The organism is Phenylobacterium zucineum HLK1, assembly GCF_000017265.1.
GTDB classification, from domain to species: Bacteria; Pseudomonadota; Alphaproteobacteria; order Caulobacterales; family Caulobacteraceae; genus Phenylobacterium; species Phenylobacterium zucineum.
This window is the reverse complement of record NC_011144.1, coordinates 287,166-300,865: the sequence shown is the minus strand read 5'-3', so window position 1 is coordinate 300,865 and position 13,700 is coordinate 287,166. Positions and strand designations below refer to the sequence as shown.

The following is a 13,700-nucleotide window of genomic DNA, read 5'->3' as shown; positions in this document are numbered from 1 at the left end:
CTCAGACGTCCTTCGGAATCGCGAGGATGCGGGCGACCGCCGGCTCGTAGCGGACCTCGGTGACCGCCTTCAGCCGCACGGACTCCCCGTCGAGCACCGCCGGGACGCCCTGGGCCGACCAGATCCGCGCCAGGCGGCAGCGCCGGCTCTCGACCGCGGGGTCGTCGCGCCAGTCGCGGACGAGAGCGTTGATCCCCAGGCGGAAGACCTGGGCGGCGTTGTTGACGTTGACCGCGGCCGCTTCCAGCGCCTGCTCCTCGTCGGCCAGCGCCCGCGACGTGGTCGGGCACATGAAGATCAGCGCCTCGGCCTTCTCGCGCGGGCCCTGGTCGAGGGCGTAGCGGAGCCGGCCGGTGAACGCCCTGCGGAAGGCCCGCTTGGCGCGGACCCAGGCCAGTTTCTTCCGGCCGTAGCGCGCGGCCTCGCGGGCCGGGGCCCACAGGGCCGGCGAGCCGAGGATCGCCGCCACCATGAACTTGTGGTCCTCGACCACTCCGCCGCCGATCAGCCGCGGCTCGCCCTGGGCGAGGGCGATGGTCAGGGCGTCCTGCCACGGCCGGGCGCCGTAGACCGCATGCGGCAGCATGTTCATCGTCCCGCCCGGCAGGGGCGCGAGGACCGGCCCCTCGGGCCCGCACATTTCGGCCGCGGCGCGGGCCGTGCCGTCGCCGGCGAGCACGACCAGCAGGTCGGGCGCGGAGTCGACGGCGCGGCGCAGGCAGTCGCCCAGCTCGTCCGTCGCGGGCGCGCAGACGTTCGCGCTCACGCCGGCGTCGGCGAGGATCTTCTCGGCCTCCTGAGGGGCGTCCGCGTCGACGCTGCCCGAGGCGACGTTGACGATGACCTCGACGCGGCGGATCGCCGTCATCGGCCCCCTCGCGGCCGCGTCAGCGGGGATCGGCAGGCGCCTGGCCTCCATCGGGGTCGGTCACCTCGCTGATCGCCCGGCTGGCGTCCGAGGCCGCGTCGCGCACGACGGGTTCGGCCCGCTCGGCCGCCACCGACAGGTTCTGGTCCACCACCTGGCCCGCGCCGCCGAACGAGCCGTTGACGGCGGCCAGCGCCAGCAGCGCCAGGCCCACCAGGGCCGCGACGACGAGGACGGTCATCAGCACCGGATGGCGCTTGCGGCTCGCCCGCGCGTCCCTGCGGCCGCGTTCGTAGGCCTCGCGCAGGTCGGCGCGGTCCAGCGCCTCGCGACGGGCGGGGTCGTTTTCGATAGGATGAGCAGCCACCGCTCCGGCTCCCTCTCCGGCCCAGTCTGGGCCCATTCGTGGGGTGATCCGGCCATGCAACGGCGGGACCGTGGCTTGGTTCCGGAGGAACTGTGAAGCTTGGGATGCGTTTGGTGCGGCGGGGGACACGTTAAGGAGAGCCAAGGAATGCTCAAGCCTCTTATCGCCCTCGCGGGCGCAGGCGTGCTGGCCAGCGCCTGCACCGCCACTGGGAACACCGAAGGTAACGCCGTCGGCGGCGCTGCGCTCGGCGCCCTGACCGGGGCCGCCATCGGCGCGGTGTCGGGCGACGTCGGCGTCGGCACGGGCGCTGCGGTCGGCGCCGGCGTGGGCGCCGTGGCCGGGGCCGTGAAGGGCTGCCGCGAAGACGGCGGCTGCGGCGCGGCGCCGGCGAACCGCCGCCAGTACTACGACGAGCGCGCGGGCCGGTACTATTACTACGACCCGGGCACGGGCCGTTATTACTGGGAGAACGGCTCGCCCCGCTGACGGGCGCAAGCCTGAGAACTACGGCGAGGGCGGTCGGAGCTTCCGGCCGCCCTTTTCCGTGCGGATGGAAGGACTGGAGGGGCTGATGGGGACGAAGGCGACAATCGTGGCGATCGCGGCAGCGGGAGTGGCCCTGGCGGGCTGCCAGACGGTGCGCGACGCCCGCGATCGGCTGGTGAAGGCGCCGCCGCGCTGCGAGGACCAGACGGTGCAGATCTATTTCGAGCCCGGCCAGGCCGAGGTGACCCCCGAGGGGCGACGGGTGATCGCCGAGGCCGCCGCCCAGGCGCGCGGCTGCGCGGTGCGGCGGGTGAGCGTGCTGGGCCTGGCGGACGCCGCCGGCGACCCCAGCGCCAACCTCGAGCTGTCGAAGAAGCGGGCCCAGTCGGTCACCGCGGCCCTGGCCCAGGCGCGTCTGCCGGCGGCCGAGTTCCAGGTGGCGGCGGCGGGTCAGCAGGGGGCCACGACCCCGGCCGGCCAAGCCGCGCCGCTGCGCCGGCGCGCCGACGTGACCCTGCACCTGGAACGACCCTAGCGGGGCAAGGGGAATGGCGGGTCGTCCGGACCCGCCGCCCGACGCCAAGCGCCACAAAGAGAAGGGGCGGGTCCGTCGGACCCGCCCCAGTGTGCATCATCGAGAAAAGGGGTGCGGAGACGGCAGACTGGCATGCTCGCCAGTCTCAAGTCGGGGGGGGCGTCGCCGCCTCCGCATGTCTAAGAACACCCGGACGCCCTATGCGTTCCGCGCGCCGTTCGAATTTTTTCGGATTTTTTCGGCCAGCCTGAAGGCCGCGCCCGACGCCGGGCGGAGACGCTGGGAACCGGAGCCGCAATCTGCCGGTCCAGGCGCCGATTTTCAAGTCATTTCATAATCTTCGCAAGCTTGACCGGAACGGGGAACGCCGCTCGCCGTCCGCACGTTTCCTTCTCTGGCGGGGGGTTTCGAGCCCGCCCGCGAGGAAGGGCCATGCCCATGCGAAACATCTACGCCCCCCAAAGCGGCGCCCGCAGCGGCCCGCCGCTGGTCCGGACGCCCAGCCATCGCCAGCGGATCGCCCGCGGCCGGTGGACGGTGCTGGGCGGCATGCTGGGCCTGGCGCTCGCCGGGGCCGTGGTCGGCGCGCTCGCCGAGCGCAGGACGCCGCCCGTCGCCGAGAGCGGCCCCGAAACCGGCCCCTTCAGCTATTTCCCCTATCAGTAAGGAGACCCTCATGGCGCTTTCGACGCGCGAGACTTCAAGGCCGACCGTCGGCGCCACCCGCGCCCGCCAGGGCCGCCCCGGACGGCACGTCCTTTGGGTGCTGGTGTTCGGTCTGCTGCTGGTGATCCTGGGCTTCGTGGCCGCCTACGCCTGGAAGGCCGACGACCTGGCCTCCACCGGCACCGACAGCCGCCGCTCGGCGGCGACGTCCGAGCTGTTCACCGCCCCCGAGCCGGCCCCGATCAACTCGGCCGTGGAAGGCAACGACGCCCCCGACAACCTGGCCCCGGCCGGCGGCCAGCAGCCCAACCCCTCCTCGCCCCCCTCCTGATCGGCGAGGTCCCAGAGGGACAGCCAAGAAGAAGGGCCCCGCTCCAGCCAGGAGCGGGGCCCTCTTTTTTCCTTAGCGTTCCGTCCGCGGGATCAGGCGGCCTGTTTGTTCGCCTTGCGCGGATGGAAGAACAGCGCCTGGCCGATGGCCGCCTTCACCGTCTCGGGCTGGAACGGCTTGGTGATCAGGAAGGTCGGCTCGGGCCGCTCCCCTGTCAGCAGGCGCTCGGGGAACGCGGTGATGAAGATCACCGGCACGTCGTAGCGGGCGAGGATGTCCTTCACCGCGTCGATGCCCGACGAGCCGTCGGCGAGCTGGATGTCGGCCAGCACCAGACCCGGCGTCTTGCGGGCGACGGCGTCCACCGCCTCGGTGCGGGTGGCGGCGATGTCCACCACCGTGTGGCCCAGCTCCTTGACCAGCGCCTCGATGTCGGCGGCGATCACCGGCTCGTCCTCGATGATCAGGACGTCGGTGGCCAGCTCGGCGTCGATCTCGGCCTGGGCCTCGGCGATCAGCTTCTCGACCTCGGGGAACTCGGCGCCCAGGATCTGGGCGGCCTCGGACGGGGTGAAGCCCTCGAGGGCGGTGAGCAGGAAGGCCTGGCGCGAGCGCGGGGCGATGCGCATCAGCCGCCGCGTGGTGTCGTCGGCCGACACGTCCTCTTCCTGCGGCCCCTCGAGCTGGGCGCCCGAGGTGCACCAGATGGCGTGGAACACGTGGTACAGCGCCACGCGCGGGGTCATGCTGGATTCCAGGACCCGCTCGCCCGCGGCGAGCGCCTCGAGGGCGACCCGCACATAATGGTCGCCGGTGGCCTGATCCCCCGTCAGCGCGCGGGCGTAACGGCGCACGTAGGGCAGATGCGGCGCCAGTCGGGCTAGAAGACTCAAAGGTGACCCCTCCCGTATCTCGGAGAAAACGGCAGCCCGAACGGAGGGCTGGCCCCCCGCCTGGCGCACATGATGATCCGAAAACGCCAGCCGATGGAACCGGTTCCCTTGGCCGCTGGTTTTCCGCATCTTGTCCGGGCCGTATTGGAACCTGACGCGGAGTCGGACGTTGGGCAGCGACAAGGAACCAGCGAGGGGGCGGCCGCCGCGCGAGCGGAGCGCCGACGACATGATAGAACAACGTCCTTCACCGGAACGCACCCGGCCGTCCGCGGCCCTGGACGAAGCCCGCCTGCGTCAGCAGGCCATCGGCGTGCGCCTGCGCCAGATGTTCGACGAGGTGGTCAACGAGAAGGTTCCGGACGAGTTCCTGGACATCCTCCGGCGCGCCGACGAACGCGGAGCGGGGAACGACTGATGGCCGCTCCCGACGAGACGAAACCTCGCACCGACGACGAGGCCTTCAAGCGTGAGCTGGTGCAGCTCATCCCGCACCTGCGCGCCTTCGCCCGCACGCTGTGCGGCGATCCCGCCGCGGCCGACGACCTGGCGCAGGACGCCATGATGAAGGCCTGGGACGCGCGCCAGAGCTTCCAGATGGGCACCAACATGAAGGCCTGGACCTTCATGATCCTCCGCAACCAGTTCTATTCCGAGAAGCGCCGCTCGTGGCGGCAGAGCCAGCTCGACCAGGAGGCCGCCGAGCGGACCCTGGTGGCCGTGGACGATCCCGAGGCCCCGGTGGCCCTGGACGAGCTGCGGCAGGGCCTGGCCATGCTCCCGCCGGAACAGCGCGAGGCGCTGATCCTGGTGGGCGCCGGCGGCTTCGCCTACGAGGAGGCCGCCGACATCTGCGGCTGCGCCGTGGGCACGGTGAAGAGCCGGGTCAGCCGCGCCCGGCGCGCGCTGCACGCGATCCTGGACGAGGGCGCGTACGACCGCGACGGCGCCGCCGCCAGCGACGCCATGCGCTCTATCCTGGCGGATGCGGAGCGGCTAAGCACCGTCCGGTAAGGGACGGATCAGGCCGTTGAAACTCCGCCTGTCCAAGGGATCGCTGAGCACGATCCGGGTCCGCCTGATCGCGGCCCTGGCGGCTGCGCTGCTGCCCGTGCTGGTGCTGGGCGTGCTGCAGTCGGTGATCGGCTTCCAGCGCGAAGGCCGCGTGCTGCGCGAGAACCTCGGCTTCGCCGCCGAGCGGAGCGCGGCCACGGCGCGCGCGCGAATGGAAAGCGCCGACGTGCTGCTGCAGACGCTCGCCCCGGGCGCGGTCGGCTTCCAGTGCGCCCAGCGGCTCGACCAGGTGACGCGGCGGATCCCCGGCTACCTCAACCTCGTCCGGTTCGACCGGCAGGGACGGGTGGTCTGCGCGGCCGGCTCGGTCCCGGCCGACCCGCAGCGATCCGCCCGCCCCTGGTTCCTCCAGCTCCAGGCGGGCGACCAGCTCGCCATCACCCGCGACCCCGGCTCGGCCTATGCGGCCGAGCCGGCGGTGCTGACCGCGGTGCGCGCCGCCGCGCCGGACGGCCGGTTCGACGGCGCCTTCGTGGCGGTGATCGCGCTCTCCAGCCTGCAGCCCTCGGTGACCGACCCCTCGCTGCCGCGCGGCGCCGAGGTGGGGCTGGTCGAGCGCACCGGGCGCTACATCACCATGACCAAGCCCAGCGCCTTCCCGGCCCTGCCGCAGGACTGGCGCGCGCAGGTCAAGGCCCAGGGTTCGCTCGTCTGGTACGGCCGCGACGCCGAGGGGCGCCGACGGGTCTATTCCGCCGCCCCGGTGGTGGGCGACGAGGTCTATGTGGTGCTGTCGGCCAACTCGCCGGGCATCCTCTCGTGGGCCTGGCTGAACCCGCTGACCGGCATCCTCTTCCCGCTGCTGACCTTCGCCCTCGCCCTGGCCGCGGTGTCCGTGGTGACCGACCGGGTCGTGGTGCGCTGGATCGCCTATCTGCAGCGGATCGCGGCGCTCTACGCCCGCGGCCGGCTGAGCGTGCGCCCGGTGCAGGCCGAGCAGATGCCGCCCGAGATCCGCGACCTGGCCGAGACCATGGAGGACATGGCCGACGCCATCGTCGGGCGCGACGCCTCCCTGCGCGACAGCCTGGCGCAGAAGGACGCGCTGATGCGCGAGATCCACCACCGGGTGAAGAACAACCTGCAGGTCATCTCGTCCCTCTTGAACATGCAGCAGCGGTCGCTGTCCGACCCGGCCGCCCGCTCGGCGATGAGCGACACGCGCCAGCGGATCACGGCCCTCGCCCTGATCTACCGGGCGCTCTACCAGGGCCCGGACCTGAAGCGCGTCGACCTGCGCCCGTTCCTCGAGGAGCTGACGGCGCAGCTCGTCTCGGGCGATCTGGTGCACGGCCCGGCGGTGCGCACCGAGATGGCCGTCGAGCCGCTGGTGATCGATCCCGACCGCCTCGCCCCGCTCGCCCTGTTCGCCGTCGAGGCGATCACCAACGCCCAGAAGCACGCCTTCGCCGCGCGCGGCGGCGTGCTGAGCGTGAGCTTCAGCGTCCGCGGCGACGAAGCCGAGCTCGCCATCTCGGACGACGGCCAGGTCAGCGACGAGGCCCTGGCGGCGGCCGGCGTCGGCCGCACGCTGATGACCGCCTTCGCGCGCCAGCTGCGCGGCCGGGCCGAGCTGGTGCGCAACGGCCGCGGCGGGGTCACCGCCCGGCTGGTCTTCCCGACGCCGGCCGCCGACCTGCCGCACGGCGCCGCCTCCGGGGGACCGGCGGGGAACCAGGCTGCGGCCTAGGCGTTGCCGCCACGCCAGTTCCTCACTGAGAAAACCCGGAGATTCCACCCAATGCGCAAGGTTCTGATCATGGCGGCGTTCGCCGCCAGCCTGGCCGTCTCGGCCTGCAACACCGTTTCGGGCGCCGGCCAGGACGTGCAGGCCGCCGGCTCGGCCGTGACGGACGCCGCCGAGGACGTGAAGAACTAGTCTTCGCCGCGATCCTCGCGCCTCCGCAAGGGGCGCGAGCCGGGAGCCCCGCCGTCCGCGGCGGGGCTTTTTCGTGCCCCGTCAGGCCGCGCTTAGGGCGGCGTCGGACGCCAGCTCGAACACGCCGACCTCGGCGGCCACGGGGTCGAGCCAGGCCTGGGCGGCCTCGCTGCGGCCGAGCACCAGCCGCCCGCCCGGGGCCAGCAGGCCCGCCAGCGCGCCCATCACCTGTTCGCGCGCCTCGCCGGTGAGCGACGAGAGCACGTTACGGCAGAGGATCAGCTCGAACCGGCCCAGCCGCGAGAGGTCGTCCAGCAGGTTCACCCGCCGCCAGCGGACCATCTGCCGGACCTGGGGCGAGAGGGCGAAGAGATCCCCGCGCTTCTCGAAGTGGCGCACCAGCCGGCGCGCCGGCAGGCCGCGCTGGACCTCGAACTGGGAATAGAGCCCCGCCTGGGCCTTCTCCAGGCTGCGCTCGGAGAGGTCCGAGGCGAAGATCTCCACGCGTCCGGCCAGGCCCGGCTCCTCGGCGATGCGCATGGCCAGGGAATAGACCTCCTGGCCCGTGCCGCAGGCCGCGCTCCAGATCCGCACCGGCGCGCCGCCGGCGCCGCGGACCAGGCCCGGCAGGACCTCGCGCACGATCACCTCGAACACGGCGGGGTCGCGGAAGAACGAGGTCTCGGGCGGCGCCATCGCCTCCACGAGCGCCCAGACCAGCCGCTCGTCGCCGCGCACCCGCACCGTCTCGACGAACTGGTCAAGCGAGCCGAAGCCCTCGCGCCGCGCGACCGGGGCGAGCCGGCTTTCGATGAGGTAGGCGCGGTCGGGATCGACCCGCAGGCCCGCGCGCGCCGCGCACAGCGCCGCCACCAGCTCGCGATCGGCGGCTTCCATCAGGCGGCCAGCCCCACATGAGCCGGTCCCACGTGAGCCAGGCCGACATGGGCCAGCTTGGAGGCCACGATCTCTCCGTCGAAGGGCTTCATGATGTACTCGTCGGCGCCGGCGTCGAGGGCCTCACGGATGCGCTCCAGGTCGTTCTCCACCGAGCAGAACACCACCCGCGGCCGGTCGCCGCCCGGCTCGGCGCGCAGGCGGCGGACGAACTCCAGCCCGTCCATCACCGGCATCCGCCAGTCGAGCAGGATCGCGTCGGGCATGTCGGCATGGCACCACGACATGGCCTCGAGTCCGTCGCCGGCCTCGGCCACCTCGAATCCCAGGTCCTCCAGGATGCGGCGCGCGACCTTGCGGATCACGCGGCTGTCGTCGACCACCAGACAGGTCTTCAAGGCTCGTCGAGGCCTCCTTCCCAGGAGACGACTTGTCGCCGGATAGGGTTAACGGCCGGTGGAGGGCGCTCCTCTAGGCCGGCAAGGTCGCGGCGAAGACGATCCGCTCCTCGTTGACGTCGGCGAACACCCGCCCGCCGGCGTCGGCGACGAACAGGTGCACGTAGTAGGCCTGCACCCAATGGCCGTGCAGCCCCTCGCCCAGCGGCTCGCCCTGCAGGCCGCGCAGCACCTCCGGCCGCAGCCGCGCGCGGGGGCCGGTCGCCTCGACGGCGAGGGCGACCTGGGCGCCTTCCTGCACGGCGCGGACCCGGGCGGTCCCGCCGGTGGGCAGCGCCGCCCCGGCCATCTGGGCCAGGTTCAGCAGCGTCCGGGCGGTCGGCTTGTTCACCGCCGGGGTCTCCAGCGTCCAGTCCAGCTCGGCGCGCATGTGGGCGAAGACGCCCCGGGCCAGCTTCTCGAGGTCGCGGGGGTCGAAGGTCTCGGCCGAGGCCGAGGCGCCGAAGGCCACGCGGCAGAACGCCAGCAGGTCGGCGAGCTTGCGGGCCGAGCTCTCGATCAGGCCCATGGCCTCCTCGCGCATGTCCTGCGCCGAGGGATCCTCCAGGAGGTCGAGGCCCGAGACGATGGCGCTCGCCGGGCTGATGAAGTCATGGCACATCCGGGCGGCGAGAAAGGCGGCGAGCTCCGCCGGGCGGACGGCGGCCGGGTCGGCCTTCGGGCTATCGGTCATGGCGCGCGACCTTGGCGTGATTTGAGCCTTTGGAAAACCGCCGCGGCTCCTTATGAGACCCGCGATGGAGCCGTTCTCGGACCCCTTCCTGGAACCCGGCGTCCTGGTCCGCCACCCGACCCAGGACGACTGGGGCGTGGGCCAGGTGCAGTCGGTGGCCGGCCGCAAGGTGACCGTGAACTTCGAGAACGCGGGCAAGCAGGTGATCGACGCCGCCGTCGTGCGCCTGGTGTTCGTGGGCGACGACCCCAGGGCGATCTGACGGCGATTCGAGGGCGACTTGAGACTGACCGACACGGACGTGGGCGAACGGCTCGCGCAGATCTGCGAGGCCGCGGCCGAGCTCATCCTGCCGCTCTGGCGCTCGGGGCTCGCGGTGGACCGCAAGTCGGACGAGAGCCCGGTGACCGAGGCCGACCGGCGGGGCGAGGCCCTGATCCTGCAGCAGCTCGCCGAGGCCTTCCCGGGCCTGCCGGTGGTCTCGGAGGAGGACGCCAGCGAGTTCGGGACCCCCGACGCGATCGGCCCGGTCTTCTTCCTGGTGGACCCGCTGGACGGCACCAAGGCCTTCGTGCGCGGCGACGCCCACTTCACGGTCAACATCGGCCTCGTCGAGGACGGCCGGCCGGTGGCCGGGGCGGTCTGCTGCCCGCCGACCGGGGAGACCTGGTTCACGAGCGGCGGCCGCACGCTGAAGCGGGTGAAGGGCGGGGCGTCGGCCCCGGTGCGGGTGCGCGCCTGGCCTGAGGGCGAGGCCCTGGCGCTGACCAGTCTGACCGCCAGGCCCGAGCAGATCGAGGCCCTGCGCGAGCGCTACGGCTTCTCGCGCACCGAGGGGATGGATTCCTCGATCAAGCTGTGCCGCATCGCCGAGGGCGCGGCCGACGTCTACCCGCGCCACGGGCCGACCATGGAATGGGACATCGCCGCGGGCCATGCGGTGCTGGCGGCGGCGGGCGGCCAGGTGACCACCCCCGAGGGCGAGCCGTTCGTCTACGGCAAGGCCGACCAGGGGTTCCGCAACGGCTGGTTCGTGGCGCGCGGCGGCTAGGTCCGCCCCCGGCGCCCCGCTGGCCGGAATCGCGTCAGATGTGCTTGGGCGTGTTCCACTCGTCGGAGACCGGCGCGGACACCGCCGACGGCCAGGCGGGCTCGGGCTGCGGCGCGGCCAGGGCGGGCCGGTGCAGGGCGAGATAGCTCGCGAAACCGACCAGAAAGGCGATCGCCGCCAGCCAGAGGATGGGGCGGAGGGCTGCGGTGGCGGCGGCCATCGTCGTGTTCCCGGGTTGCATACCTGCGGAAGAACCCGCCCGCCGCGCTAAGGTTGCGGAATTCAAGGATTAATCTCGATCCGCGCCCGAGGCGGCGGCCTGTTGGCGCTTCTTGCGAATGATTCTCATTGCGCAGCCCCGGGCGGCCAACTAAGAACGCTTCTCATTCTTACTGGAACAAGGAGGACCGGGGACATGTCGGCGGTACGGGGCGTGGTCGCCCGCAAGAAGCGCGCGCTGGCGTTTGTGGCGGGCGTGGCGGGGCTTTCGCTGGGGGCCGCGGCCCAGGCCGAAGAGGCGGCGAGCGCGGCGGCCGAGGCCGCGCCCGAGCTGTCGGGCGTGGACGTGACCGGCGCGCGGCATCGCGAGCCGGAGTCGCCGAAGTTCACCGCGCCGCTGGTGGACACGCCGCGCACGGTGACGGTGATCCCGCGGGAGGTGATCGAGCGCACCGCGGCCACCTCGCTGACGGACATCCTGCGCACCTCCCCCGGCATCACGTTCGGAGCTGGCGAGGGCGGCCAGCCGCTGGCCGACCGGCCGTTCATCCGCGGCCAGGCGTCGGGCAACAACATCTTCGTGGACGGGGTGCGCGACACCGGCGGCCAGACCCGCGAGGTGTTCAGCCTGGAGCAGGTCGAGGTCATCAAGGGCGCCGACAGCGCCTATTCCGGCCGCGGCTCGGGCGGCGGCAGCATCAACCTGACCAGCAAGCGCCCGCGCCTCGACAGCTTCGTGGGCGTGCAGGCCTCGGCCGGGACCGACGCCTACTACCGGGCCGTGGTGGATGCGAACCACCAGATCGGCGAGACGAGCGCCGTGCGCCTGAACCTGATGGGCATGGAGGCCGACACGCCCGGCCGCGACGCCGCTGAGACCAGCCGCTACGGCCTGCTGGCCGGGATCGCCACCGGCCTCGGCACGGAGACCCGGGCGACCCTGCTCTACTACCGCCTGCGCACCGACGACCTGCCGGACTACGGCGTGCCGCTGTTCACCAAGGCCCGTGACCTGCCGCGCACCGACAGCGGCGTGCTGCCCGTGCCCCGCGACAGCTTCTACGGCCTGAAGGCCCGCGACTACCAGGAGACCGAGGCCGACATCGCGACCTTCGTCGCCGAGCACGACGTCTCGGGAGCCTTCCGGCTCCGCAACGTCTTCCGCGCCTCCCGGACCCTGAACGACTATGTGGTGACCAACCCCGGCGACGGCGGCGCGGCCCAGTTCGTCGCCGGCGAGTGGTGGATGAAGCGCGGGACCAAGTCGCGCTGGAATCCCACCCGCACGATCGCCAACGTCACCGACGTCTACGGCAAGTTCGCCACCGGCTTCGCCGAGCACAGCTACGCGGTCGGCCTCGAACTCTCCCGCGAGCAGAACAAGAACGCGTCCTACGTGGTCTACACCGCGGCCGGCAGCCCCTGCCCGGCGGGCTTCGCGGGCGCCAGCAACAACGCCGGCGTCGGCGACTGCACCCGCCTGTTCGCGCCGAACCCGGACGATCCGTGGCAGGGGACGCTCGCCCGGCCCACGCCCTCGCGGAACGACGCCAAGACGACCGGCGTCTACGCCTTCGACACCGTCTCGTTCGGCGACAGGTGGCTGCTGAACCTCGGGATCCGGCACGACCGCTATTCGGTGTCGGGCACGGACGTCTCGGCGACCAGCGCCGCGGGCGTGATCACCGGCGAGACCCTGACCCATCGCGACGGCGAGTGGGAGTTCACCAACTACCAGGCGGGCCTCGTCTACAAGCCCACCGAGCACTCCAGCCTCTACGTCTCGTACGGCACCACCTCGACCCCGCCCACGATCGCGGCCGGCGACCAGAACACCGGGACGGGCACGGGTCAGGGCAACCTCGCCAACGTGCTGCTGGAGCCCGAGGAGGTCACCAGCTTCGAAGTGGGCGCCAAGTGGGCCCTGTTCGGCGAGCGGCTGTCGGCTTCGGTCGCCTACTTCGACCTGACCCGCGAGAACGCCCAGATCCAGGTCTCCCCCGGGGTCTACGCCCAGGCCGGCGAGGCGCAGGTGAAGGGCGTCGAGGTCGGGGTCAGCGGCGCGGTCACCGAGCGCTGGCAGGTGTTCGGCGGCTACACCTACCAGGACAGCGAGCTGGTCCGGGGCGCCTACAACGTCGTCAACGTCGGCGATCCGCTGGCCAACACGCCCAAGCACAGCTTCAGCCTGTTCACGACCTACGACGTGACCGACGCGCTCATCGTGGGCGGCGGGGCCTACCACGTCTCGAAGAGCTTCGGCGGAAACCAGGGCGGCGCCGGCGGCGGGAACAACCTCGTCTACGCCCCGTCCTACTGGCGCTTCGACCTCTTCGCCGCCTACCGCGTGACCGACAAGGTGGACCTGCAGCTGAACGTCCAGAACGTGGCCGACGAGGACTACATCGTCCGCACCAACGGCGTGCACCACGCCGACTACGGCCAGGCCCGGCAGGCGATCCTGACCCTGAACGTCCGCTACTGACCTCCCCACGGTAGCCGGACGCGCGCGGCCCCGTTTCCGGAAGGAGGCGGGGCCGCCCTAGTGTGTGATCCGACGCGAGACCCGAAGGCGCCCGCCATGATGCTGCACATCCCGCAAGTCCTCTCCAAGGCCAAGGTCGCCGAGCTGCGCGCCCTGATCGACGCCGCTCCGTGGGTCGACGGCAACGAGACCTCCGGGACCCAGTCGGCGCTCGCCAAGCGCAACGCCCAGCTCCCCGAGGGCTCGCCCGCGGCGACGCAGGCGGGCGAGGCGATCCTGGACGCCCTGGAGCGCAATCCGCTGTTCGTGGCCGCCGCCCTGCCGCAGGTGGTCTTCCCGCCGCTGTTCAACCGCTACGCCGGCGGCGAGGCGTTCGGCCTGCACGTGGACAACTCGATCCGCCAGAGCCGCGACGGGCGCACCCGCATCCGCAGCGACCTGTCGGCGACGCTGTTCCTGACCGAGCCCGAGGACTACGACGGCGGGGTGCTGGTGGTGGAGGACACCTTCGGCGCCCACGAGGTGAAGCTGCCGGCCGGCGACATGATCCTCTACCCGGCCTCCAGCCTGCACGAGGTGACGCCGGTGACCCGCGGCGCGCGGGTCTGCAGCTTCTTCTGGATCCAGAGCCTGGTGCGCGAGGACGCCCGCCGCGAGCTGCTGTTCCAGATGGACCTGGCGATCCAGCAGCTCGGCGCGCGCATCGGCGCCGACGCCCCCGAGCTGGTCTCGCTGACTGGCGGCTATCACAACCTGCTGCGGATGTGGGCCGAGGTCTGACGCGGGCTACCGTCGGCGACGAAAAGCCGGTATGC

General features: G+C 72.2%; 19 protein-coding genes. 12 read left to right on the top strand and 7 right to left on the bottom strand.

The window, feature by feature from the left end; genetic code table 11:
- Position 1 precedes the first annotated feature (1 nt).
- Positions 2 to 868, bottom strand: a complete 867-nt coding sequence (locus PHZ_RS01690) for a diacylglycerol/lipid kinase family protein (RefSeq protein WP_012520868.1) — start codon at positions 866 to 868, stop codon at positions 2 to 4.
- A 19-nt stretch (positions 869 to 887) separates the two neighbouring features.
- Positions 888 to 1,235, bottom strand: a complete 348-nt coding sequence (locus tag PHZ_RS01685) for a hypothetical protein (RefSeq protein WP_041372980.1) — start codon at positions 1,233 to 1,235, stop codon at positions 888 to 890.
- Between the two features lie 147 nt (positions 1,236 to 1,382).
- Here PHZ_RS01685 and PHZ_RS01680 point away from each other — a divergent pair, with 147 nt between their 5' ends.
- The 4 genes from PHZ_RS01680 to PHZ_RS01665 all read left to right on the top strand — a co-directional run bounded on the left by PHZ_RS01680 (position 1,383) and on the right by PHZ_RS01665 (position 3,256).
- Complete coding sequence (locus PHZ_RS01680; protein ID WP_012520867.1) at positions 1,383 to 1,724, top strand: YMGG-like glycine zipper-containing protein; 342 nt, start codon at positions 1,383 to 1,385, stop codon at positions 1,722 to 1,724.
- Between the two features lie 106 nt (positions 1,725 to 1,830).
- Positions 1,831 to 2,259 carry an OmpA family protein gene (locus tag PHZ_RS01675; protein ID WP_187149094.1) on the top strand — a complete coding sequence of 143 codons (429 nt, stop codon included), beginning with the start codon at positions 1,831 to 1,833 and terminating at the stop codon, positions 2,257 to 2,259.
- Between the two features lie 432 nt (positions 2,260 to 2,691).
- A complete protein-coding gene (locus PHZ_RS01670; protein ID WP_041372978.1) occupies positions 2,692 to 2,925 on the top strand; it encodes a hypothetical protein in 234 nt (77 codons plus the stop codon).
- A gap of 10 nt (positions 2,926 to 2,935) precedes the next feature.
- Entirely contained in the window at positions 2,936 to 3,256 is a 321-nt protein-coding gene (locus PHZ_RS01665; protein ID WP_041372977.1) for a hypothetical protein, read from the top strand.
- 92 nt (positions 3,257 to 3,348) lie between these two features.
- On the opposite strand, the gene phyR is transcribed toward PHZ_RS01665, so the two are convergent.
- Positions 3,349 to 4,149: an anti-anti sigma factor/receiver protein PhyR gene (phyR, locus tag PHZ_RS01660; protein WP_012520865.1), complete on the bottom strand. Its 801-nt coding sequence runs from the start codon at positions 4,147 to 4,149 to the stop codon at positions 3,349 to 3,351.
- A gap of 229 nt (positions 4,150 to 4,378) precedes the next feature.
- Here phyR and nepR point away from each other — a divergent pair, with 229 nt between their 5' ends.
- Genes nepR through PHZ_RS01640 form a run of 4 tightly spaced genes read left to right on the top strand, consistent with a single transcriptional unit; the run spans position 4,379 to position 7,102 of the window.
- Positions 4,379 to 4,567 carry an anti-sigma T factor NepR gene (gene nepR / locus PHZ_RS01655; RefSeq protein WP_041373790.1) on the top strand — a complete coding sequence of 63 codons (189 nt, stop codon included), beginning with the start codon at positions 4,379 to 4,381 and terminating at the stop codon, positions 4,565 to 4,567.
- Positions 4,567 to 5,163 carry a sigma-70 family RNA polymerase sigma factor gene (locus PHZ_RS01650; RefSeq protein WP_012520863.1) on the top strand — a complete coding sequence of 199 codons (597 nt, stop codon included), beginning with the start codon at positions 4,567 to 4,569 and terminating at the stop codon, positions 5,161 to 5,163. The genes nepR and PHZ_RS01650 overlap by 1 nt, the downstream gene beginning before the upstream one ends.
- Positions 5,164 to 5,179: 16 nt before the next feature.
- Positions 5,180 to 6,913 (top strand): sensor histidine kinase PhyK, encoded by a 1,734-nt coding sequence (gene phyK, locus PHZ_RS01645; protein ID WP_041372975.1) that lies wholly within the window; start codon positions 5,180 to 5,182, stop codon positions 6,911 to 6,913.
- A 51-nt stretch (positions 6,914 to 6,964) separates the two neighbouring features.
- Positions 6,965 to 7,102 (top strand): entericidin A/B family lipoprotein, encoded by a 138-nt coding sequence (locus PHZ_RS01640; protein ID WP_012520861.1) that lies wholly within the window; start codon positions 6,965 to 6,967, stop codon positions 7,100 to 7,102.
- Positions 7,103 to 7,183: 81 nt separating this feature from the next.
- Here PHZ_RS01640 and PHZ_RS01635 read toward each other — a convergent pair whose 3' ends face one another.
- The 3 genes from PHZ_RS01635 to chpT all read right to left on the bottom strand — a co-directional run bounded on the left by PHZ_RS01635 (position 7,184) and on the right by chpT (position 9,130).
- Positions 7,184 to 7,999, bottom strand: a complete 816-nt coding sequence (locus PHZ_RS01635; RefSeq protein ID WP_012520860.1) for a CheR family methyltransferase — start codon at positions 7,997 to 7,999, stop codon at positions 7,184 to 7,186.
- Positions 7,999 to 8,397 (bottom strand): response regulator, encoded by a 399-nt coding sequence (locus tag PHZ_RS01630; protein WP_012520859.1) that lies wholly within the window; start codon positions 8,395 to 8,397, stop codon positions 7,999 to 8,001. Before PHZ_RS01630 ends, PHZ_RS01635 begins: the two co-directional genes overlap by 1 nt.
- Before the next feature lie 73 nt (positions 8,398 to 8,470).
- Complete coding sequence (chpT, locus tag PHZ_RS01625; RefSeq protein WP_012520858.1) at positions 8,471 to 9,130, bottom strand: histidine phosphotransferase ChpT; 660 nt, start codon at positions 9,128 to 9,130, stop codon at positions 8,471 to 8,473.
- Between the two features lie 64 nt (positions 9,131 to 9,194).
- On the opposite strand from chpT, the gene PHZ_RS01620 reads away from it, so the two are divergent.
- Positions 9,195 to 9,392, top strand: a complete 198-nt coding sequence (locus PHZ_RS01620) for a DUF3553 domain-containing protein (protein WP_041372973.1) — start codon at positions 9,195 to 9,197, stop codon at positions 9,390 to 9,392.
- A gap of 18 nt (positions 9,393 to 9,410) precedes the next feature.
- A complete protein-coding gene (gene cysQ, locus PHZ_RS01615) occupies positions 9,411 to 10,181 on the top strand; it encodes a 3'(2'),5'-bisphosphate nucleotidase CysQ (protein ID WP_012520856.1) in 771 nt (256 codons plus the stop codon).
- Positions 10,182 to 10,215: 34 nt separating this feature from the next.
- On the opposite strand, the gene PHZ_RS01610 is transcribed toward cysQ, so the two are convergent.
- A complete protein-coding gene (locus PHZ_RS01610; protein ID WP_041372972.1) occupies positions 10,216 to 10,401 on the bottom strand; it encodes a hypothetical protein in 186 nt (61 codons plus the stop codon).
- 195 nt (positions 10,402 to 10,596) lie between these two features.
- Between PHZ_RS01610 and PHZ_RS01605 the strand changes: the two genes are divergently transcribed.
- The gene (locus tag PHZ_RS01605; RefSeq protein WP_012520855.1) at positions 10,597 to 12,885 is read left to right on the top strand and encodes a TonB-dependent receptor; all 2,289 of its coding nucleotides are present in this window, start codon (positions 10,597 to 10,599) and stop codon (positions 12,883 to 12,885) included.
- Positions 12,886 to 12,981: 96 nt separating this feature from the next.
- Positions 12,982 to 13,665, top strand: a complete 684-nt coding sequence (locus PHZ_RS01600) for a Fe2+-dependent dioxygenase (protein ID WP_012520854.1) — start codon at positions 12,982 to 12,984, stop codon at positions 13,663 to 13,665.
- Positions 13,666 to 13,700: the final 35 nt, after the last annotated feature.

Excerpts from the sequence above, each read along its gene's own strand:
- PHZ_RS01640 (WP_012520861.1), top strand. The coding sequence starts at position 6,965 with ATGCGCAAGGTTCTGATCATGGCGGCGTTCGCCGCCAGCCTGGCCGTC.
- PHZ_RS01605 (WP_012520855.1), top strand. The coding sequence starts at position 10,597 with ATGTCGGCGGTACGGGGCGTGGTCGCCCGCAAGAAGCGCGCGCTGGCG.
- chpT (WP_012520858.1), bottom strand. The coding sequence starts at position 9,130 with ATGACCGATAGCCCGAAGGCCGACCCGGCCGCCGTCCGCCCGGCGGAG.
- PHZ_RS01665 (WP_041372977.1), top strand. The coding sequence starts at position 2,936 with ATGGCGCTTTCGACGCGCGAGACTTCAAGGCCGACCGTCGGCGCCACC.
- PHZ_RS01690 (WP_012520868.1), bottom strand. The coding sequence starts at position 868 with ATGACGGCGATCCGCCGCGTCGAGGTCATCGTCAACGTCGCCTCGGGC.
- PHZ_RS01620 (WP_041372973.1), top strand. The coding sequence starts at position 9,195 with ATGGAGCCGTTCTCGGACCCCTTCCTGGAACCCGGCGTCCTGGTCCGC.
- PHZ_RS01600 (WP_012520854.1), top strand. The coding sequence starts at position 12,982 with ATGATGCTGCACATCCCGCAAGTCCTCTCCAAGGCCAAGGTCGCCGAG.
- PHZ_RS01635 (WP_012520860.1), bottom strand. The coding sequence starts at position 7,999 with ATGGAAGCCGCCGATCGCGAGCTGGTGGCGGCGCTGTGCGCGGCGCGC.
- nepR (WP_041373790.1), top strand. The coding sequence starts at position 4,379 with ATGATAGAACAACGTCCTTCACCGGAACGCACCCGGCCGTCCGCGGCC.
- PHZ_RS01610 (WP_041372972.1), bottom strand. The coding sequence starts at position 10,401 with ATGGCCGCCGCCACCGCAGCCCTCCGCCCCATCCTCTGGCTGGCGGCG.
- PHZ_RS01650 (WP_012520863.1), top strand. The coding sequence starts at position 4,567 with ATGGCCGCTCCCGACGAGACGAAACCTCGCACCGACGACGAGGCCTTC.
- PHZ_RS01680 (WP_012520867.1), top strand. The coding sequence starts at position 1,383 with ATGCTCAAGCCTCTTATCGCCCTCGCGGGCGCAGGCGTGCTGGCCAGC.
- PHZ_RS01670 (WP_041372978.1), top strand. The coding sequence starts at position 2,692 with ATGCCCATGCGAAACATCTACGCCCCCCAAAGCGGCGCCCGCAGCGGC.